Annotated in this window: 20 protein-coding genes; 19 read left to right on the plus strand and 1 reads right to left on the minus strand. The window is 68.0% G+C overall.

Annotated elements, in window-relative coordinates:
* The first annotated feature begins 1 nt into the window (after position 1).
* From ACFFJK_RS18545 to ACFFJK_RS18560, 4 genes are read left to right on the plus strand one after another with little or no spacing between them, the layout of a single operon-like run.
* Positions 2-1,093 (plus strand): aminotransferase class I/II-fold pyridoxal phosphate-dependent enzyme, encoded by a 1,092-nt coding sequence (locus tag ACFFJK_RS18545; protein ID WP_379681085.1) that lies wholly within the window; start codon positions 2-4, stop codon positions 1,091-1,093.
* A complete protein-coding gene (locus ACFFJK_RS18550; protein WP_379681087.1) occupies positions 1,090-1,851 on the plus strand; it encodes a hypothetical protein in 762 nt (253 codons plus the stop codon). The genes ACFFJK_RS18545 and ACFFJK_RS18550 overlap by 4 nt, the downstream gene beginning before the upstream one ends.
* Positions 1,852-1,866: 15 nt before the next feature.
* Positions 1,867-2,469 (plus strand): hypothetical protein, encoded by a 603-nt coding sequence (locus ACFFJK_RS18555; RefSeq protein WP_379681089.1) that lies wholly within the window; start codon positions 1,867-1,869, stop codon positions 2,467-2,469.
* The gene (locus ACFFJK_RS18560) at positions 2,469-3,239 is read left to right on the plus strand and encodes an amidohydrolase family protein (protein WP_379681091.1); all 771 of its coding nucleotides are present in this window, start codon (positions 2,469-2,471) and stop codon (positions 3,237-3,239) included. Before ACFFJK_RS18555 ends, ACFFJK_RS18560 begins: the two co-directional genes overlap by 1 nt.
* Here ACFFJK_RS18560 and ACFFJK_RS18565 read toward each other — a convergent pair.
* Positions 3,190-4,491 (minus strand): sigma-54-dependent transcriptional regulator, encoded by a 1,302-nt coding sequence (locus ACFFJK_RS18565; RefSeq protein ID WP_379681093.1) that lies wholly within the window; start codon positions 4,489-4,491, stop codon positions 3,190-3,192. The genes ACFFJK_RS18560 and ACFFJK_RS18565 overlap by 50 nt on opposite strands.
* Positions 4,492-5,352: 861 nt before the next feature.
* On the opposite strand from ACFFJK_RS18565, the gene ACFFJK_RS18570 reads away from it, so the two are divergent.
* The 15 genes from ACFFJK_RS18570 (at position 5,353) to ACFFJK_RS18640 (ending at position 17,802) form a co-directional block, all read left to right on the plus strand.
* Positions 5,353-5,586 carry a hypothetical protein gene (locus tag ACFFJK_RS18570; RefSeq protein ID WP_379681095.1) on the plus strand — a complete coding sequence of 78 codons (234 nt, stop codon included), beginning with the start codon at positions 5,353-5,355 and terminating at the stop codon, positions 5,584-5,586.
* A gap of 75 nt (positions 5,587-5,661) precedes the next feature.
* Positions 5,662-5,931, plus strand: a complete 270-nt coding sequence (locus tag ACFFJK_RS18575; RefSeq protein ID WP_379681096.1) for a Flp family type IVb pilin — start codon at positions 5,662-5,664, stop codon at positions 5,929-5,931.
* Positions 5,932-5,963: 32 nt separating this feature from the next.
* Positions 5,964-7,496: a pilus assembly protein TadG-related protein gene (locus ACFFJK_RS18580; protein WP_379681097.1), complete on the plus strand. Its 1,533-nt coding sequence runs from the start codon at positions 5,964-5,966 to the stop codon at positions 7,494-7,496.
* Positions 7,496-8,353, plus strand: coding sequence for a hypothetical protein (locus ACFFJK_RS18585; protein ID WP_379681098.1), 858 nt, complete (start codon positions 7,496-7,498; stop codon positions 8,351-8,353). Before ACFFJK_RS18580 ends, ACFFJK_RS18585 begins: the two co-directional genes overlap by 1 nt.
* Positions 8,350-9,012, plus strand: a complete 663-nt coding sequence (locus ACFFJK_RS18590) for a hypothetical protein (protein WP_379681100.1) — start codon at positions 8,350-8,352, stop codon at positions 9,010-9,012. Before ACFFJK_RS18585 ends, ACFFJK_RS18590 begins: the two co-directional genes overlap by 4 nt.
* Positions 9,009-9,185, plus strand: coding sequence for a hypothetical protein (locus ACFFJK_RS18595; RefSeq protein ID WP_379681101.1), 177 nt, complete (start codon positions 9,009-9,011; stop codon positions 9,183-9,185). Before ACFFJK_RS18590 ends, ACFFJK_RS18595 begins: the two co-directional genes overlap by 4 nt.
* A gap of 13 nt (positions 9,186-9,198) precedes the next feature.
* Positions 9,199-10,314: a Flp pilus assembly protein CpaB gene (gene cpaB / locus ACFFJK_RS18600; protein WP_379681103.1), complete on the plus strand. Its 1,116-nt coding sequence runs from the start codon at positions 9,199-9,201 to the stop codon at positions 10,312-10,314.
* Positions 10,315-10,335: 21 nt separating this feature from the next.
* Positions 10,336-11,811: a type II and III secretion system protein family protein gene (locus tag ACFFJK_RS18605; protein ID WP_379681104.1), complete on the plus strand. Its 1,476-nt coding sequence runs from the start codon at positions 10,336-10,338 to the stop codon at positions 11,809-11,811.
* A 1-nt stretch (position 11,812) separates the two neighbouring features.
* Complete coding sequence (locus ACFFJK_RS18610) at positions 11,813-13,504, plus strand: TadA family conjugal transfer-associated ATPase (RefSeq protein ID WP_379681105.1); 1,692 nt, start codon at positions 11,813-11,815, stop codon at positions 13,502-13,504.
* Complete coding sequence (locus ACFFJK_RS18615; RefSeq protein ID WP_379681107.1) at positions 13,501-14,352, plus strand: type II secretion system F family protein; 852 nt, start codon at positions 13,501-13,503, stop codon at positions 14,350-14,352. The genes ACFFJK_RS18610 and ACFFJK_RS18615 overlap by 4 nt, the downstream gene beginning before the upstream one ends.
* A 6-nt stretch (positions 14,353-14,358) precedes the next feature.
* A complete protein-coding gene (locus ACFFJK_RS18620; RefSeq protein ID WP_379681108.1) occupies positions 14,359-15,246 on the plus strand; it encodes a type II secretion system F family protein in 888 nt (295 codons plus the stop codon).
* Between the two features lie 10 nt (positions 15,247-15,256).
* A complete protein-coding gene (locus tag ACFFJK_RS18625; RefSeq protein ID WP_379681109.1) occupies positions 15,257-15,619 on the plus strand; it encodes a DUF192 domain-containing protein in 363 nt (120 codons plus the stop codon).
* A complete protein-coding gene (locus ACFFJK_RS18630) occupies positions 15,616-16,335 on the plus strand; it encodes a TadE/TadG family type IV pilus assembly protein (protein ID WP_379681110.1) in 720 nt (239 codons plus the stop codon). The genes ACFFJK_RS18625 and ACFFJK_RS18630 overlap by 4 nt, the downstream gene beginning before the upstream one ends.
* Entirely contained in the window at positions 16,332-16,802 is a 471-nt protein-coding gene (locus ACFFJK_RS18635; RefSeq protein WP_379681112.1) for a hypothetical protein, read from the plus strand. Before ACFFJK_RS18630 ends, ACFFJK_RS18635 begins: the two co-directional genes overlap by 4 nt.
* A 34-nt stretch (positions 16,803-16,836) precedes the next feature.
* A complete protein-coding gene (locus ACFFJK_RS18640; RefSeq protein ID WP_379681114.1) occupies positions 16,837-17,802 on the plus strand; it encodes an OmpA family protein in 966 nt (321 codons plus the stop codon).
* Positions 17,803-17,821 lie beyond the last annotated feature (19 nt).

The raw sequence follows: 17,821 nt of genomic DNA on the forward strand, positions 1-17,821 counted from the left end.
CATGCCCGACTTCGGCAGCGCCCTGTACCTTGGCCTGCGTCACCCGAGCGCCACGCTGGGGGCGTGGGACGCGCTCACCCTCGGGCGTCCGGCCGGCAGCGCCGACCCGCCCGGAAGCCGCGCGCTGGCGGCCGGGTTGGCGCGGCTGGCAGGCACCGGCGCGGCCACGCTGCTGCCGTCGACCCTGCATCTGTTCTTCGACCTGCTGGCGCTGTTGGGCACGCAGCGGATCGTCCTGCTGCTCGACGACGCCTGCTATCCGGTGGCGCGCTGGGGCGCGGAGCAGGCTGCGGCGCGCGGTACGCCCCTGCAGTCCTTCCCGCACGGTTCCGCCTCGGGCGCGCTGCGTGCCGCCACCGCGGCCGCGCGCGCCGGCCGCCGGCCGGTGCTGGTCGCCGACGGCTGGTTTGCGGGGGGCGGCACGGCGCCGCCGCTGCGCGCCTACGCCGATATCGCGCGCCGCTTCGACGGCTACCTGGTGCTGGACGACACCCAGGCCTTCGGCCTGTTCGGCCACGCGCCGGGAGGCGGCGCGCCCTACGGGGCCGGCGGCGGCGGCTCGCTGCCGCTGCACGGGCTGGCCGGACCGCATGTCGTGCTGGGCGCCTCGCTGGCGAAGGCCTTTGGCGCGCCCTGCGCGGTGCTGGCGGGCGACGCGGACCTGGTCCGCCGGTTCGAGGCCGGGAGCGCCACGCGCCGCCATTCCAGTCCGCCTTCGGTGGCGGCCATCCGCGCCGGCCTGGGTGCGCTGCGGCTGAACCGGACCCACGGCGAGGCGTTGCGCGCGCGCTTGTGGGGCCTGGTCGCGCTGTGGCGCGACGGCCTCGCGCGGCACGGCCTGGCGGCGCGCGGCGGCAGCTTCCCGGTGCAGACCCTGGAACTTGCGCCGCGCGTCGATGGCGTGCGCCTGCACCAGCTCCTGCGCGGCGCAGGGATCGAGACGGTGCTGCAGCGGGATGACGGGCGCGCCACTGTCAGCTTCCTGTTCCGCGCCGACCACGGCGGCGCCGACATCGAGCGCGCCGTCACTGCCCTGGCGGCCTGCCTGCGCCGGCCCGGATCAACCACAAGTGCCCGTCTGGAGGCCTTATGAACGAGGTATTCGAAGTCATGAAGTTCGGCGCCGGCAGCGACGCCGGGGAGTGGGAGCAGGAACGCGGCGGAGGACGCGGCGGCGGGGGGCGTGGTCCCGGACGTGGAGGCGGAGGTGGAGGGCGCGGCATGCCCGGGCGTGGAACGGGGATGCGGACGGGGCGTGGGCGGACCTGGCCGCGCTACTACCCGATCACCGGCGGCGGTCCGTTGTGGAGCTATCCGGTGCCGTATCCCACCCCGTATCCCACCCCGTATCCCGAGCCCGATCCATACCCTGACGGGCCGGGCAGGGGAGCGCAGGAACCCGGCGCCGACGATGGCATGGAAGGCGAGCTGCCACCGCAGTTCAAGGCGGTCATCCAGAAGCTGGGGCTGCCCGAGTACAAGTCTGTCGGGACGCTGGACAAAGCGATCAGGAAGTTGCCGAACAGGCTTGCGGGCCTGTACCTGATCGTGTTTCGCGGGAAAAACGGACGCGAGAGGGCGTATCACGGGCAGTCGGCCGACGTGCGGCAACGCCTGTTGCAGCACAAGCTATGCGCCACCATCCTCGACGTCGATACCGGAATGCACCGTGTCTATGCCGCAGCCGTGCCGGATGGCATCGACAAGGACAGGCGCCGCAAGCTCGAGTACGCCGTCCACGACATCCTGCTGCGCAACAGCAAAGGACAGCTGGAGCCTGGGCCTAACCGGCTGCTGACCAACCAGAAGCGCGAACTGGAACAGGAACTGCTGGGCGAAGCCTGGCGCTGAATCGTGGAGGTCATGATGATGCACAACGAAACATGCCGCTGCATGCGTTGCCAGGGCGAGACGTTCGAGATGCTGTCGTTCCCGCCGCCAGCGCCCTTCGGCGAGGTGGAGGAGATGGAGCTGGCGATGGAATTGTTGTCGGTCGCGAGCGAGGCCGAAATGGATCAGTTCATCGGCAAGGTGTTCCGCAAGGCGTGGAGGGGCGTCAGGAAGGTCGGGTCGGCGATGGTCAAGCCGCTGGGCTCGGCGCTCAAGGGCGTGGCCAAGGCCGCATTGCCCTTCGTCGGCGGTGCGCTCGGCTCGTTCATCCCGATTCCGGGCGTCGGCACCATGATCGGCAGGATGGCCGGCAACGCACTCGCCAGCGCGCTCGAGGTCGAGGTGGAATCGGAGCTGGCGGGAGCAGGGCGCGACGAGCAGGAGCTCCGGATGGCCTTGCGCTTCGTGCGCATCGCCGGCAACGCCGCCGAACGGGCGGCGCGGGCGGCGCCCGGCCAGGGACCGGGCGACGTGGTGCGCGACGCACTGGAGGGGGCCCTGACCACCCACCTGCGGACATTGCCGCAGCCGGTGATCGGGCGCTGGCGCCAGCGCCGCCAGGCACTGCGGGGCCGCTGATGATCATCGACTGCCACTGCCACGCGGGGGAGGGCGACGGCTTCAGCGGCCCGTGGGACAGCGACGCCAATCTGGACAAATACGTGCGGCGCGCGCGCAAGGCCGGGATCGGGCGCACGGTACTGCTGGCCGCCTTCCATTCGGACTATGCCATCGCCAACCGGAGCGTGGCGCGGATCGTGGCAGGCGACCCGGAACGCTTCTACGGATTCGCGTTCGTGCACGCGGCGCGCGACCGCGGCCGCGTGCACCGGGTGGTGGGCACGGCGGTCGAGCAGTACGGCTTTGTGGGCATCAAGCTGCACCGCATCGACGCCCGCATCAGCCGCGAGGTGTGCGACGCCGCGCGCGCCTTCCGCCTGCCGGTGCTGTATGACCCGGTCGGGGACGTGGCGGTGGCGGAGCTGCTGGCGCAACAATACCCGGACGTGAATTTCATCCTGCCGCACCTCGGCAGCTTCGCCGACGACTGGAGCGCGCAGCTGGCGCTGATCGACCACCTGGTGCGCCACCCCAACATCTATACCGACACCTCCGGCGTGCGCCGCTTCGACCTGCTCCAGCAGGCGGTGGCGCGCGCGGGCGCGCACAAGGTGCTGTTCGGCTCGGACGGGCCGTGGCTGCATCCCGGGGTCGAACTGGCGAAGATCCATGCGCTCGAACTGCCGGAGCGCGAGCAGGCCATGGTCCTCGGTCAGAACCTGCTGCGCCTCATTCATGCTAGGTTTTCTGCCGGCCCTTCCGGCGGATCTGCAGGGCGCGGTCAGTAACGCCAAGGCGCGCGGCGGCACGCTGGTTATTGCCGTCTTCCTGCGCCAGCACCAGCTGGATCGCGAGCTCGCCCGCAGCCTGGGTGATGCGCGACAGCGGCATGCCCAGCGCGACCGCCTGGCCGATCGCCGCCTCGAAGCGGGGGTCGGGCCAGGCCGCCGGCCCCGTTCCCACCGGCCGCTCGTCCGGCGGTATGTCGCCGATCGTGAGCGGGCCCGGCCCCACGTGCCTGTGCCAGGCGCGCGTAACCGCTTGGCGCAGGTCGCGCACATTGCCGGGATACTCGCGCGTCATGAAATATTCGCGCACCCCCGGGTCCAGTCCGGGCGCGCCGGCCGGCGCCGCCAACAGGGACAGGAAGTGGGTGGCCAGCGGCAGCACGTCCTCGCGCCGCTCGCGCAGCGGGGGCGTGCGGCAGCGCCATGCCGCGATCCGGTAGAACAGGTCGGCCCGGAAGCGCCCCTGCAGCACCTCCTGTTCCAGGTCGCGGTTGGTCGCGCACAGCAGGCGGAACTCGGTGCGTTGCCAATGGTTGCTGCCGATCCGCTTGTAGCTGTGCTCCTGCATCGCACGCAGCAGTTGCGCCTGCAGCGACAGCGGCAGCTCGCCCACTTCGTCCAGGAACAGCACCCCGCCATCGGCCTGCGCCAGTGCGCCGTCGCGCGCCGTGGCGGCGCCGGTGAACGCGCCGCGCTCGTGGCCGAACAGTTCGCTGCCGCCCAGATCGAGCGACAGCGTGCTGCAATCGAGTACGGTGAACCGTCCGCCGCGGCGGTCGAGCCGATGGATCGCCTGCGCGATCAGGTCCTTGCCGGTGCCGGTCTCGCCTGTGATCAGTACCGGCGAATCGGTGAAGGCAGCGATCTCGACCACGCTGCGCACCAGTGTGCGCCAGGCCACGCTGGCGCCAACCAGGGCGGAACGGACCTTCGGCGTGTCGGCCAATTTACGCACTGCTTCCCAGCGCGCCAGCCGTGCCGTGACCTGTTCGATCTGGATGCGCTCGTCCGGCCAGGGCAGCACGTCGGCTGCCCCGGCCGCGAGCAGGGCCCAGCTGTCGGCGGTGGAGAGGGCTGCGGGCCCGGCGGCAATGGCGAGCACGGTGGCCTGCGACGAGAGCTGGCGCAGCTGCGCCAGCGTGGCGCCGGAGACATCCGTCAGTACCGCCAGGCCGTGGGAACCAGAGCGGTCATCGACGGGCGTCAACGCGATATGCGCATGTGCCAGGGCCTGCGCAATGCGCTCACGCATCGATCCAGGCACTGAATCGAAAAAATGGAGCCAGGCGGACAGCGTCATTCAATCCCCCTCGTCTTGCAGATGTCAGGGTACGAACGCTGCCGCGGAGCGGGTAATGAGATTTCGCAAACGCGTGCCGGATCTTTCACCTGGAAGCGGCGGCCGTGTGGGATTTGCGTGAGCAGCGCGACTTTATCTCACCAATACTCACACTTTATTTCACGCCGCTTGAGTTCCATGCAATAAGGTCGAGCTGGGAACGCTTTGAAAAAACAGTTGCTTCGTTTATGGGTGAATACGGCAGGAATTCGTGCTTAATAACCGATTCCTCACGGGAATTTCGATATGAGTAAGCGACCTGCGTGGCGGGCCTGCCATTCATCCAGGCTATGTGGGCTTGTGAGAATTGCTCGTATGGAGCGATGTAATTCTCGCGAATACTCACTTTTTATCCATATTGCTTGGATTCTATGCATATCAAGTAGCGCAAGCACGCTTCAAGCAAGACCACGCTCTCAGCTGTTGTGTCAATACGACGTCAATCTCCGCTAAATATCTGATTCTTTTCGGGAATTTCGATATTGCCTGGCAACTTACCTTTGCTGTCAAGAAATTATATGGCAGAGCTCGTTCCTCCGTTTCATAGTTGAGTGAGATTTTGCTAGGAATCATCACTTTTTGACCCGATGTAATTCTTATCATTTGAAGGAAGTCGATTGATTTATTCAATCAAATTTCAATCACTATTGGCAAATTCTCACACCTACTTTTTCGATAACATTTTCCCGTCTTAAATGATTTGCGATTACGCAAGTTCATTCACTTACTTATCGAAAGCGAGCGATGAAACTTCTTCGACAGGCAGGGCAAGGAATGATGGAGTACGTGGTCATCGTTGCACTCATTGCAGTGGCAGCGATCGCCGTGTACTCGGCTTTTGGCCGCACGCTGCGTGTGCAAACCGCCGGCATGGCGCAGGAGGTTGCGGGCAAGCAGGCCTCGACGGCAAACGCGACGGACGCTGCCAACGCCGCCGCGGGCCGCGCCAACGATCCGCAAAAAACCGGCATGGCCGGTTATGCCTACGCCAACGACGCAAAGAATTAACCGCGGTGCGCAGTGCGCGCCGCAAGTTAATGCAGCAACCGATGCAGTAACGCTCATTCAATCAAGGAGAGAACCATGAAATTCACGTTGAAACGCAAGCAGCTGGGCCAGGGGATGATGGAGTACGTGATCATCGTCGCCCTGATCGCTGTCGCCGCCATCGGTGTCTACAGCACCTTCGGCCAGACGGTTCGCAACCAGACCGCCGGCCTGGCCAAGGAAATCTCGGGCAAGGATTCCAGTGCCCAGGTCACCGCCGCCGGCGCGGCGTCGACCAGCGCGGCAACCCGCGGCAACACGGTCAAGGGCATGTCCGAGTACAACAAGGACAACGACGCCAAGTAATCGGCGCCGAGCACGCTGAAAAGGGGAAGATCGTGGTGCGGGTCGATCGAAGCGTTCCGATGGCGGGGGCCGGGCAGGCCGGGCAGGCATTGGTGCTGTGCCTGCTGTTTGCCGGTGCCGCCGCCCTGGTCAGCCTGCTGCTGTTTAACAGCGGGATGCTGGCCAACACCAAGACCCAGTTGCAGAACGCCGCCGATGCCGGCGCCTATAGCGGCGCCGTGATGCTGGCGCGCGACCACAACTTTTCGGCGTATGCCAACCGCGCGATGGTGGCCAACCAGGTTGCCGTCGCGCAGTTGGTCAGCCTCGACTCCTATCTCGAGGACGCGGCCAGCACCCATGCGCGCCTGAACGACCTGGTGCAGCACGCCCAGTCGCTTATCCCGAGGAGCAAGCCGAGCTGGAATGCCGGCAAGCGTTCGCCGATCGAGCGCGTGAATACTGCATACGGGAAGCTCGGCGGGCCGGCAGTCAAGTCGCTCAACCGCCTGGTCCGCGCATTCGAGAATGCGCAGCGCCTGCACCATACGGCCACGGCGGCGAACGTCATGTTCATCGTCAACGAAGTCATCCAGAAAAACGACCCGCAGGCTTCGCTCAGCACCGGGATGTTCCAGAGCGCCACGACGCTCGTACAGATCGACAAGTGGAAAAACGACTATACGAAGGAATATCGCGCCAACGACAGCTCGTCGGCGGCCGACCGTTTTGCCAACGTGGTGGTCGACGAGCAGTCGACCGATGCTTTTACCCGCAACCGCCGTTCGATTCCGCTGCCGGCCTGGTCGGGACGGCCGACAGCGTTGTCCTGCCTGCTCATCGGCCAGCCGGTCAACACCACCTTCGGCTTCGTGCACGGGGGCGGCACCATCCTCAGCAGCGACAAGCGGCGCTGGCTGGCGCTGGACGCATCGATGGGCGCGGGTGTACATGTGTGCCGCTACTACGTGCCTTTCGTGGGCGTGGTGTACACCACGCTGCCGCTGATCGACCCCAGCTCGCACGGGTTCGGCGGTTCGGGCGGCGCGGTAGCCGGGCGCGGCGGCGCCTATGGCGAAAGCAGCGGGTTCTCGGGCAACCCCGGCAGTACCAACCTGTACGGGTACTCGCTGGTGATCGCGGCGATTCCGGCCGGCGTGCGTTACCTGAGCAAGGGGCCGGGCGCCAGCCTTGACGTGAACGGCGGCTTGCAGGACAGCTACCGCGATCTCGCCGACCTGGCCCACAAGCCGGTCAACCAGTCGCCCGAACTGAACGGCGGCCAGACCCCGTTGACGGTCGAGGTGGAGCGCCCCGCTTCGAGCGTGCGCACCTCGTCGGCCTTCCTCGGCGGCGCCAGCAACCTGCGCCTCGATCCGGCGCTGAAAGGCGCCACCATGCGCAGCCTGTCGTCGGCCCACGCCTTCTTCTACCGGCCGAAGCAGAATTCCAGCGCTTTCACGCGTACCGGCTGGCAGCGGGCGGACAACCGCGCCGAAATGGCCAACCTGTTCAACCCGTACTGGCAGGCGCGCCTGCGTGACCCGAGCCTCGCCGAGCGCGCCGCCTCGTTTGGAGCCCAATGATGCGAACTTTCCCTTTCTGCAGCCGACGGCAGAACGGCCAGGCGCTGGCGGAAATGATCGTGGTGGCGCTGTTCTTCCTGGTGCCGCTGTTCCTGGCTATCGTTGCGCTCGGCAAGTTTACGGATGTGCAGCACACCACGCAAATGGCGGCGCGCTATGCAGCCTGGGAGCGTACCGTCTGGTACGAAGCCGGCAGCGGCCGCTTCGACGACATCAACGCGCCGAACCGCAAGAGCGCTGCCCAGATCAACGCCGAGATCGCCGCCCGCGTGTTCAACGACCGCTCTCGCAACACCAGCGTGATCGCGGACACCGACCGCAACGCGACCGGCTTTGTCAACGGCACCGATCCGCTGTGGCGCGACAACGCCGGCGTTGTCTTCCTGCGCGACTTCCAGCAGGCCGGCAGCGCCCTGGGCAGGTCGCGTCCGCGCACCGACGTGGCCGGCGCCGCCTTCAACCTGGTCGGCGGCCTGTCGCTGCCGCCCGGTGTGGTCGGCACCCTGGTGCCGCCTCTGCCGGCCGACACCATGGCAAGCGCGACCGTGTCCTTGCGCGAGATGGCGCGCGATAGCCAGGCCTACCAGCGCCTGTGGCCGCGCGCCGGGGTCTGGGTGGATGACTGGGCCGGCCTCGACTTCAGCGCCACTGGCGCCGTCGTGTCGAACACCTGGGGCGCCAACGGATCGGGCGGCACCAAAGGCGTGGTGGCACTGTCCGTACCCACGGCGCAGGGATTGGGGACACTGGTGGGCACCACCGTCAATGCCGCGATCCTGACCTGGGATCCCTTGATGCCGAAAGTCGACCTGGGCCGGATCGAGGTCGATGTGGTGCCCGAGGACCGGCTGCGATGAGAGGCTTCGTTTCCATCCTGGCCCTGGCCGCGGCATGCACGGCCGCCCCGTCCGCCGCCTGCCCGCAGAAGGTGCCGGCCGGACTGGCGCCGACAGTGGTCGGCGAGGGCGTGCGTGTCGACGGCCTGACCCTGTCGATCCTGCAGGTGCGCGGCGCCGAACCGGGCGAAGCGGTGCTTGACCGGGTCGAGCAGGCATGGCGCGCCGAAGGCTATCGCGTCAAGCGCAACCGTGCTGCCGGCTGGAACATCGTGTCGGCGCTCGGAGAGCGCTGCCTGAGCACCCTGCAGTTGGCCGAACGGGGCAGCGCCGAAGGCTTTTTCGCGGTCAACCCGCTGACCCGCGCGCGCGCCGGCACGCCACCGGCGCCGCCCGGTGCGCGCCTGCTGTCCGCCGTCAGCAGCAAGGAGGACGACGGACGCCGGGGCACCATGGCCGCACTGGTCTCGCAGCAGCCGGTCGACGCCTTGCGCGAGTACTACATGCAGCGCCTGCGCCGCGACCGGTGGGAGAGCGTGCGCGCCGACGCCCGCGGCAGTGCCGAAGGCCGCAGCGACAGCGTGGTGGTGAGCGCCCAGCGCGGGCGCGAGCGCATCGAGGTCGTGCTCTGGCGCGACATCGAGAGCCATATCGTGGTCAACCAGGCGGAGGCCCTGTGAAGCCGGCGCGCGGCCAGGCCTCGACCGAGTACCTGGTGGTGCTCGTGCTATGCGTGGTGGTGCTGGTGGCGAGCGCCCTGGGGGCGTCGCCGGTGCAGGAGCTGATCCAGGCAGTCAAGAATTACTTTGCGGCGTACTCGTACGCCATTTCCGTCACACCTGTCAGACCGTAAGGTAGGGAGTCCGATGCAGAATCAACCGAACGCCGTCCGCGTCAGCAAGCGGCTCAAGAATCCCCTGGTGTTGCTGCTCATCGCGGCCGTGCTCGCCATGGGTGTGGCATGGATCACGCTCCAGTACCTGGAGCGGCGCGAAGCGGCCATGAAGGCCGAACTGGCAGCGAGCGGCCAGGCCAATGCGCCGCGCCGCATCGCGGTAGCGGTACCGATGGCCGACGCCGGGGTCGGCACGGTGCTGAGCCTGGACACCTTCGTCGCGCGGCCGGTCGAGGAGGACCTGGTGTATCCGGACACTGTGCTCGCCAGCGACTTCATGTCGATGCAAGGCATGAAGCTGGCGCGGCCCGTGCTGCGCGGGCGGCCCCTGCGCGTGACCGACCTGCAGGTGCCCGAGGTGCGCGATGTCGCCGCCGTGCTGCCGGCCGGGCGGCGCGCACTGACCATCGAGATCGACAACGTCAATTCGATCGCCCAGACCCTGCGCCCGAACCACCGTATCGACATCTACCTGCTCAGCAAGATCGAGAACCAGGGCGCGGCGGCCGGGCAGGGCGCCGCAAAAGGCTACGAGCAGGTCAGCCTGTACATGCAGGACATGGTGGTGCTGGCGACCGGGACCGAATTCGCCGACGTTACCCGCACCGACGGCCCGGCCCTGGACAAGATGGTACGTCCTGGCGAGATCGACGGCAGGCGCGACGGCGACTACGACACCGTCACGCTGCTGGTCACGCCCGAGCAGGCGGCACGCCTGATGGTCGGCCAGAAGCTGGGCAGCTACCGGGTGGTGCTGCGGGGCGAACAGGACCGGACCCAGATCGCGCAGCGCACCTTGCGCGGCATCGACGTGATGGGAGGCGCCCCGCGCGCGCGCGACGCCGGCATCGAGTTCATCGTCGGCGGCGGCGGCGACAAGCTGATCTCGGAACTGGCCCAGGCGCCCTCACAGGATGCGCGCGCGGCGGTGCAGCGCGCGCGCAGCCAGGCCACGCCTTCGTCGCCACCCCGGGCCGCACCGGCCCAGGCAGCGCCTGCCCAGGTGCCGCTGCCCGGGCGTACCACGCTGACCATCAGCGCTCCCACCACCCGCGCCGACCAGGTCATCGCGCAGCGGAAACAATAACCTGACCATACGAACCGACCTATGTCCAGAATCGCTCTGCTGACGGCGCTGTCGTGCGCCCTGTTCCTGTCCGGCGCCGTACATGCCGGCAATGCTCCCCTCGTCGCCGGCGCAAGCCCGGACGTGTCCACCGCGCAGCCGGCATCCCGCGCGGCGGTGCGCCAGGCGCCACGCAAGACCGCAGGCGCGCCGCCTGCCGCCGTGCAGCCTGATGCGCCCCAGTCCCTGATCATGGCGCTCGGCGAGGTCAAGCTGCTGCCGATGCAGGCGAAGGTGCGGCGCGTGGCGCTCGGCAGCGGCTCCGTGCTGAGCGCCACCACGGTCGACCAGAGCCTGCTCCTGATCGCCGAGGCACTGGGCGACACGTCGCTGCTGGTATGGACCGGCGGCGCCGTCCGGCATTACCAGGTGCAGGTGGTGCCGCGTGGCCTGGCCGGCATGCGCGCCAAGCTCGAGGCGCTGGTAGGCGACCAGAAAGGCATCACGATCAGCCAGGTCGGCACCGAGCTGGTGCTGTCGGGCGTGGCCCACAAGGATGTCCTGGCCAGGCTGGCCGGCCCCCTGGACGACATGCCGGGTGTGATCAACAACATCCGCGAAGACCCGGGCCCGGCGTTCGCCCGTTCGGTGCTGTTCCGCCTGCACTTCGTCGAGATCAACCGCACGCTGCTCGAGAGTATCGGCGTCAGGTGGGACGACGAGGCCATGGGCCCGTCGCTGGGCCTGACGGGCGTGGCCAAGAACACAGGCATCTACAAGAACATCCCGCCGTCGACCGGCGAGAACAACCTGCTGGCGCCGAATCCGGGCTTCATCAGCCGCAACGGCTCGACCAGCGGCGTGTTCTTCGGCCTGGCCACCACCATCGGTTCGCGCCTGCGGCTGGCAATCACCGACGGCGATGCGCGCGTGCTCGCCACGCCCGAACTCACCGCACGCAGCGGCGGCAAGGCCAGGCTGCAGGTCGGCGGCGAGGTGCCGATCCCGCTGGCCGGCGCATTCGGCGCCACCACCGTCGAGTTCAAGCCCTACGGCATGCTGTTCTCGATCGAGCCGCATATCGATGCCAACGACGTGATCACCGCCAAGCTGTCGACCGAGCTGTCGCAGATCGACCCGTCGGTGTCGGTCGCGGGCATCCCCGGGTTCATCACGCGCACCACCGACAGCGAGATCAGCGTCAAGCCGGGCGAGGTCGTGGCCTTGTCGGGCCTGGTCAACAGCGAGTTGTCGAGCGCGATCGACCGGGTTCCGGCCCTGAGCCGGATTCCGCTGTTCGGCCGCCTGTTCCGTTCGGACGACTTCCGCAACCGCAAGACCGAGCTGGTGGTCTTCGTCGAGAGCGAGATCATCAACGCCGGCGACGGGCTGGCCGCGGCGCTGCGCCAGCGCGGCGAAGAGGGCCGTCGCGAGTTCGAAGAAAAATCCGGCCAGGACCCGCTGCCTACCCCTTTCCGGCAGCAGCTGGCGCCGGCTGCCGCGCCGACGGGAGAATGAGATGATCCGTGTCCAGCTGTTCAAGCGCGAGCAGTTGCTCGGCGAAGCCACCTGCGAAGGCGCCAGCTGTTTCCTCGGCAAGGACGAGGACAGCCTGCTGCCGCTGGCCGGCTGGCGCGTCGGCCGGCGCCAGGTGCAGCTGGCCGTGCGCGAGGGCGGGCTGTTCGTCAGCGATGGCGGCGGCATCGCACCGATCCGCGTGAACGGCAACGCCGTCAACGAATACGGCCCGCTCGGCAGCAACGACGTGGTCGAAGTCAGCGACTATACGCTGCGCCTGGCCCTGGTGGAGCAGCTGCGCGTGGCGCCGGAGCCCGGGCCGGCCCCGGCGCCGCAGCGCCGGATGCAGGAGCAGGCCGGGGCCGATGTCCTGCCGCTGGAAACGCAGGACGGCATCGCCGCGCGCGCCAGCCTGCACAAGAAGCTGATCGCGGCGATGGACCTGCGCCGCGTGAACGTGTCGCGCATGGGCGACGCCGAACTGCGCGTGGCGGTGCAGCGGATCATCGAGGAACTGATCGACACCGACGGCCAGTTCGCCCCGATGCGGCAGTGGCGCGACCAGCTGTGCCTGGTGGTGCTGAACGAGGTGGTCGGCCTGGGCCCGCTCGAGGAACTGCTGGCCGACGAATCGGTCAGCGAGATCATGGTCAACCGCCACAACGACATCTTCATCGAGCGCGACGGCCAGCTGCAGCGTTCCAGCGTGTCGTTCTCGAACGATGCTTCCGTACTGGCGGCGATCGAGCGCATCGTGTCGCCGCTGGGCCGGCGCATCGACGAGAGCTCGCCGATGGTCGACGCGCGCCTGAAGGACGGCTCCCGGGTCAATGCGATCATTCCGCCGCTGGCGATCAAGGGTCCGAGCGTGACGATCCGGAAGTTCGCGCGGCGCAAGCTCACGGTCGACGACCTGATCGGCTTTGGCGCGATCACTCGCGAGATGACCGAGTTCCTGAAGGTGGCGGTGGAGCGCCGCGCCAACATCGTGATCTCGGGCGGTACCGGCTCCGGCAAGACCACGCTGCTCAACGTGTTGTCCGGCTTCATCCCCGACGACGAGCGTATCGTGACCGTGGAAGACGCGGCCGAACTGCAGCTGTCGCAACCGAACCTGGTGTCGCTGGAAGCGCGGCCGGCGAATATCGAGGGGCGCGGCGCAGTCACCATCCGCGACCTGGTCAAGAACTGCCTGCGGATGCGTCCCGACCGGATCGTCGTCGGCGAGTGCCGCGGGGGCGAAGCGCTGGACATGCTGCAGGCGATGAACACCGGCCACGACGGTTCGCTCACCACGGCGCACGCCAACAACCCGCGCGACTGCCTGTCGCGCCTGGAGGTGATGACATTGATGAGCGGGCTGGATATCCCGATGCAGGCGATTCGCGAACAGATCTGCTCGGCGGTCAACCTGATCGTGCAGCAGACCCGCTTCTCGTGCGGTACGCGGCGCGTGACCCATATCACCGAAGTCACCGGCATCGAGCACAGCGTGATCAGCATGCAGGACATTTTTCGCTTCGAGCAGGACGGCTTCACGCCGGCAGGCAAGGTGCGCGGGCGCTGCCTGCCGACCGGGCACGTGCCGGAGTTCTACCAGGACCTGGCGCGCCGTGGAATCGAAGTCGACATGTCGATCTTCGGGCGCGAGCCGTCGATGGCCCAGTCTCCGGTGCGAAAGGCGGTAGCATGAACGATACCATGGCCCTGCTGGGCGTCCTGTTCGCCGGCGGCTTCGTCCTGATCTGGATGACGCTGCATTTCGGCAGCCGCTGGTTCGCACGGCGCCAGGAGCGCACTGCCGTGTCGGCGGCGACCGAACTCGAAGGCATGTTCATCTTCACCGACAGCAATCGCATCATGGTGATCAACCTGGCGGTGCTGATCCTGCTGCCCGTGCTGGCCTGGTTCGCCACGGCCAACCTGCTGCTGGTGGGCGCCTGCATGGCGCTGGCCTTCGTCGCGCCGCGCTACGTGGTGCGCTACATCGCGCGGCGCCGGCTGCGCGAGTTCGAGCAGCAGCTGCCTGACGCGCTGCTGATGCTGACCGGCGCCCTGCGGGCCGGCGCCAGCATGATGATCGCACTCGAGAGCGTGGCCGCCGAGGGCAAGCCGCCGGTGTCGCAGGAGTTCGAGCTGCTGCTGCGCGAACTGCGCCTGGGCACCGACTTCGGCGTCGCGCTGCAGAACCTGGAGCGCCGGGTGCCGCTGCCCGACCTGTTGATGGTCACCTCGGGCATGGCGCTGGCGCGCGAGGTCGGTGCCAACCTTGCCGAGACGCTGGAATCGGTGGCTCGCACCATCCGCGCCAGGCTCCAGATGGAAGGCAAGATCCGCAGCCTGACCGCGCAGGGCAAGATGCAGGGACTGGTGATGTCGGCGCTGCCGCTGTTCCTGGTCATGATCCTGCGCGTGATGGAGCCCGAAGCGATGCAGCCGCTGTTTACCGAATGGTACGGCTGGTGCACGCTGGCTTTCATCTTGCTGGCGGTCGCGGTCGGCTACCACTTCATCAGCAAGATCACCAATATCGATGTGTGAGGAACCATGCAACAGATCCTGATTGCACTCCTGGTCGGCGTCGTTTTCGTGCTGTTCGCCGCCACCGTCGTCTACAGCGCCGTGCGCCTGACCGAAGAGGTGCCGGACGAAGACCGCGAATACCTCGACCCGCTGCCGCGCGGCCTGCGCCTGCTGTGGCCGCTGCTGCGGATCGTCGACTACCACGTGTGCCAGCGCCTGCCGGCGCGCCTCACGCGCGGCCCGGCCGACAGCCTGCGCCTGTCCGGGCTGCTCTACCTGATGAGTCCGACCCAGTTCATCGCCCTGTGCCTGGTCTCGCTGGCCGGCTTCGCGCTGCTGGCGGCGATCGCGCTGCCGCTCGCCGGGCAGGAAGGCAACGGCTTCTGGATCGCCTGCGCGGCATTGTTCGGCTTCGTGTATCCGCGCGTGTGGCTCAAGGACACGCTCAAGCGCCGCCAGAAGATGGTCGTCAAGGCGCTGCCGGCCTACCTCGACTTCCTGACGATGGGCGTGGAAGCCGGCCTGAACATGGCCGGGGCGATCGGCCAGGCGGTGGCCAAGGGCCCGGAAGGCCCATTGAAGAACGAGTTCGCGTTCGTGCTGCGCGACCTGCGCTCGGGCCTGACTCGGGCCGAGGCGCTGCGCCGGATGGACGAACGGCTGAAGGTGCCGCAGGTGACGAGCTTCATCAATGCCGTGATCCAGGCCGAGCGCATGGGCGCCAGCCTGGGACCGACCTTCCGCGCCCAGGCCGACCAGCGCCGCATCGAACGCTTCCAGCTGGCCGAGAAGCTGGCGATGGAGGCGCCGGTCAAGCTGATCTTCCCGCTGGTGGCGTTCATCTTCCCCGTGACCTTCGTGGTGCTGATGTTCCCGATCGCGGTGAAGTTCATGCAGTCGGGTGCGTTCTGAGGAGCGGGCGATGCGACACCTGATCCTGGAAATCTCCGCGCCCGGCGGCGCAGAGCGGCTCGAACTGATGATGGCCGCCTCGACCCTGGAGCGGATGCGCGGCCTGCTCGGCCGGGCGGCCCTCGGCCCGCGCCAGGGCATGCTGTTGCCGCACTGCGGCATGATCCATACCTTCGGCATGCGCTACCCGATCGACGTGGTCTATCTCGACCGCCGCAACCGGGTGCTGAAGGTCAGTGCCGCGCTGGCGCCGCGCCGCATGGACGGACACTGGCGCGCCCGTTCGGTGCTCGAGCTGGCCGCCGGCAGCGCAGCCGCCTGCGGCATCCGGCCCGGCTGCACGCTGGCGCTTCCGGGCGGGGAGGGGCGATGAAGGCGTTGCCGCGTGCGGCGGGGCAGGCCATGACCGAGTTCCTGATCGCCTTGCCGCTCCTGATCCTGCTGCTGTTCGGGCTGGTCCAGTTCGCGCTGATCTACCAGGCGCGCGCAACGCTCAACCATGCGGCCATGCTGGCGGCACGCGCCGGGGCGCTGCATAACGGCGACCGCGGGGAGATGCGGCAGGCGCTCGCGGACGGGCTGGCGCCGCTGTTCGCCAGCGAAGCTTCGGCGGCGGGCTACGCGCAGGCCGTGCTCAAGGCAAGGGTCGAGACGGCCGCGCTGGCCAACATGGCGGCGCTCGACGTGCTGAACCCGACCCGCGCGGCGATCACGGATTTCGGGCGCGCCCGGCTTGACGGCACGGGCGGGCGCGAGCTGCCGAACGACACGCTGAACTACCGCAGCACTGCGCCGGGCGGGGCTTCGCGCATCTCCGTCCAGGACGCCAACCTGCTGCACCTTCGCGTGACCTACTGCTTCCGGCTGATCGTTCCCGTGGTCGACCGGGTGATCCATGCGGCGGCCAACGCGCTCACGCCGCTGGACCCGGCGCTGTCGGCCAACGGCATGTCCGATCCGTTCGGCACCGGTGGCACCACGGTACCGCGTCCGGCCTGTTTCAATCCGGCGTTTCGCGGGCCGCGCATCGAGATCCGCAGCGAAGCGTTCGTGCGGATGCAATCGCCATTCTACGAATCGAACCTATGAACAAGTACGTTATCATGACCGCGCTGATGAGCCTGGCGGCAGCCGCCTGCGCCCAGGATGTGCCGGCCCAGCGCTATGTCGATGCGCAGGGCGTCGAGATCATCCAGAACCGGGCGGCGCCACGGCCGGCCCCGGCCGCGTCGCGCACGCCGGCGCGGCCTGTCGCAGGTGCAGGCACCCCGGCCGCGTCGCCGGGCGCCCCTGTATCCGATGCCCGCTTCCAGATCAGCGCCGCCGAACAGGGTGCCCGCGATCGCGAGCGCGAGGCCATCCTGCGCCAGGAGCTGGAGACGGAGATGAAGAAGTTTGAAGCCGCGACGAAGACACTGGCCCAGGCCGAGCAGGCGGCGCGCTCGCAACCACACGTCGGGGCCGTACTGAAACAATTGAAAGAGGTATTGCATGCACATCAGCAGAACATCGAGTCCCTCGGCGCAGAACTCCAGCGCACGCGCATGGCCAACTAGTCCGCGCCGGGCTGCCGCCGCGCTGTCCGCGGCCATGGCCCTGGGCTTGGTCCTGGCAGCACCGGCGCCGGTCACGGCGCAGCAGTTGCGCAACGCGCCGGGCGGAGCCGATACGCCGGTGCTGTCGCGTTACCAGGGGTCGATCCTGTATGCCTTCGGCGAGGAATCGGTCGGCAGCGCGCAGGTGGTCGAGGCGGACAAGGGCAAGCCCGTAGTGCGCGCTGCCGAGGGTAAGATCAGCAACCGCTTCTACTGGAGCCCGGTCGGTACGTCGCCGCTCGAGATCTACCGCAACTACCGGCAGGCGCTGGAAGCGGCCGGCTACCAGATCGCCTACGCCTGCGAGGAAGCGAAATGCCGCCAGGACGGCACCCAGCCGCTGGTGGCCGGCCTGCCCGAGGCGGCCAAGTGGACCGAGTCCGATGCGCTCGTGCGCAGCATCTTCAACAGCGGCAACCAGCAGGGGTTCTACCTGATCAGTGCGCGCAAGCCGGCCGGCAGCGGCTTCCAGCGCGTGCAGGTGGCGACCTCGCTCTCGAATCTGTCGCCTCCCTACGAAAAGCGGGTGCGCCAGTTCGTGCAGGTCATCGAGCCGGCGACGGTCCAGACCGGCAAGGTCACGGTCGATGCCAACGCCATCGGCGACGCGCTCAAGCGCGACGGCAGGATCGCCCTGTATGGCGTGCTGTTCGACACCAACAAGGCGTCGCTGCGCGCCGATTCGGACGAACAGCTCAAGCAGATGGCGAAAGCGCTGGCCGATGCGCCCGGCGCGAAGGTGTTCATCGTCGGGCACACCGACAACCAGGGGGATTTCGAGAACAACATGGGCCTGTCGCAGCGCCGCGCGCAGGCCGTTGCCGACGCGCTGGCCAGCCGTTTCGGCGTTGCCGCCAACCGCATGACGGCGCGCGGCGTGGCCAGCCTGGCGCCGGTCGCATCGAACCAGAGCGAAGACAGCCGCGCGCGCAACCGCCGCGTCGAGCTGGTGCTGCGCTAGCAGCTGGAAGAACAAGGAG

It is taken from the genome of Massilia consociata (assembly GCF_042432755.1).
Taxonomy (GTDB): domain Bacteria; phylum Pseudomonadota; class Gammaproteobacteria; order Burkholderiales; family Burkholderiaceae_D; genus Telluria; species Telluria consociata.

What these genes read in the sequence shown, in the direction of transcription:
- ACFFJK_RS18615 (WP_379681107.1), top strand. Translation starts at nt 13,501, where the DNA reads ATGAACGATACCATGGCCCTGCTGGGCGTCCTGTTCGCCGGCGGCTTC.
- ACFFJK_RS18610 (WP_379681105.1), top strand. Translation starts at nt 11,813, where the DNA reads ATGATCCGTGTCCAGCTGTTCAAGCGCGAGCAGTTGCTCGGCGAAGCC.
- ACFFJK_RS18630 (WP_379681110.1), top strand. Translation starts at nt 15,616, where the DNA reads ATGAAGGCGTTGCCGCGTGCGGCGGGGCAGGCCATGACCGAGTTCCTG.
- ACFFJK_RS18550 (WP_379681087.1), top strand. Translation starts at nt 1,090, where the DNA reads ATGAACGAGGTATTCGAAGTCATGAAGTTCGGCGCCGGCAGCGACGCC.
- ACFFJK_RS18640 (WP_379681114.1), top strand. Translation starts at nt 16,837, where the DNA reads ATGGCCCTGGGCTTGGTCCTGGCAGCACCGGCGCCGGTCACGGCGCAG.
- ACFFJK_RS18555 (WP_379681089.1), top strand. Translation starts at nt 1,867, where the DNA reads ATGATGCACAACGAAACATGCCGCTGCATGCGTTGCCAGGGCGAGACG.
- ACFFJK_RS18590 (WP_379681100.1), top strand. Translation starts at nt 8,350, where the DNA reads ATGAGAGGCTTCGTTTCCATCCTGGCCCTGGCCGCGGCATGCACGGCC.
- cpaB (WP_379681103.1), top strand. Translation starts at nt 9,199, where the DNA reads ATGCAGAATCAACCGAACGCCGTCCGCGTCAGCAAGCGGCTCAAGAAT.
- ACFFJK_RS18560 (WP_379681091.1), top strand. Translation starts at nt 2,469, where the DNA reads ATGATCATCGACTGCCACTGCCACGCGGGGGAGGGCGACGGCTTCAGC.
- ACFFJK_RS18575 (WP_379681096.1), top strand. Translation starts at nt 5,662, where the DNA reads ATGAAATTCACGTTGAAACGCAAGCAGCTGGGCCAGGGGATGATGGAG.
- ACFFJK_RS18545 (WP_379681085.1), top strand. Translation starts at nt 2, where the DNA reads ATGCCCGACTTCGGCAGCGCCCTGTACCTTGGCCTGCGTCACCCGAGC.
- ACFFJK_RS18585 (WP_379681098.1), top strand. Translation starts at nt 7,496, where the DNA reads ATGCGAACTTTCCCTTTCTGCAGCCGACGGCAGAACGGCCAGGCGCTG.
- ACFFJK_RS18620 (WP_379681108.1), top strand. Translation starts at nt 14,359, where the DNA reads ATGCAACAGATCCTGATTGCACTCCTGGTCGGCGTCGTTTTCGTGCTG.
- ACFFJK_RS18635 (WP_379681112.1), top strand. Translation starts at nt 16,332, where the DNA reads ATGAACAAGTACGTTATCATGACCGCGCTGATGAGCCTGGCGGCAGCC.
- ACFFJK_RS18625 (WP_379681109.1), top strand. Translation starts at nt 15,257, where the DNA reads ATGCGACACCTGATCCTGGAAATCTCCGCGCCCGGCGGCGCAGAGCGG.
- ACFFJK_RS18605 (WP_379681104.1), top strand. Translation starts at nt 10,336, where the DNA reads ATGTCCAGAATCGCTCTGCTGACGGCGCTGTCGTGCGCCCTGTTCCTG.
- ACFFJK_RS18570 (WP_379681095.1), top strand. Translation starts at nt 5,353, where the DNA reads ATGATGGAGTACGTGGTCATCGTTGCACTCATTGCAGTGGCAGCGATC.
- ACFFJK_RS18565 (WP_379681093.1), bottom strand. Translation starts at nt 4,491, where the DNA reads ATGCGTGAGCGCATTGCGCAGGCCCTGGCACATGCGCATATCGCGTTG.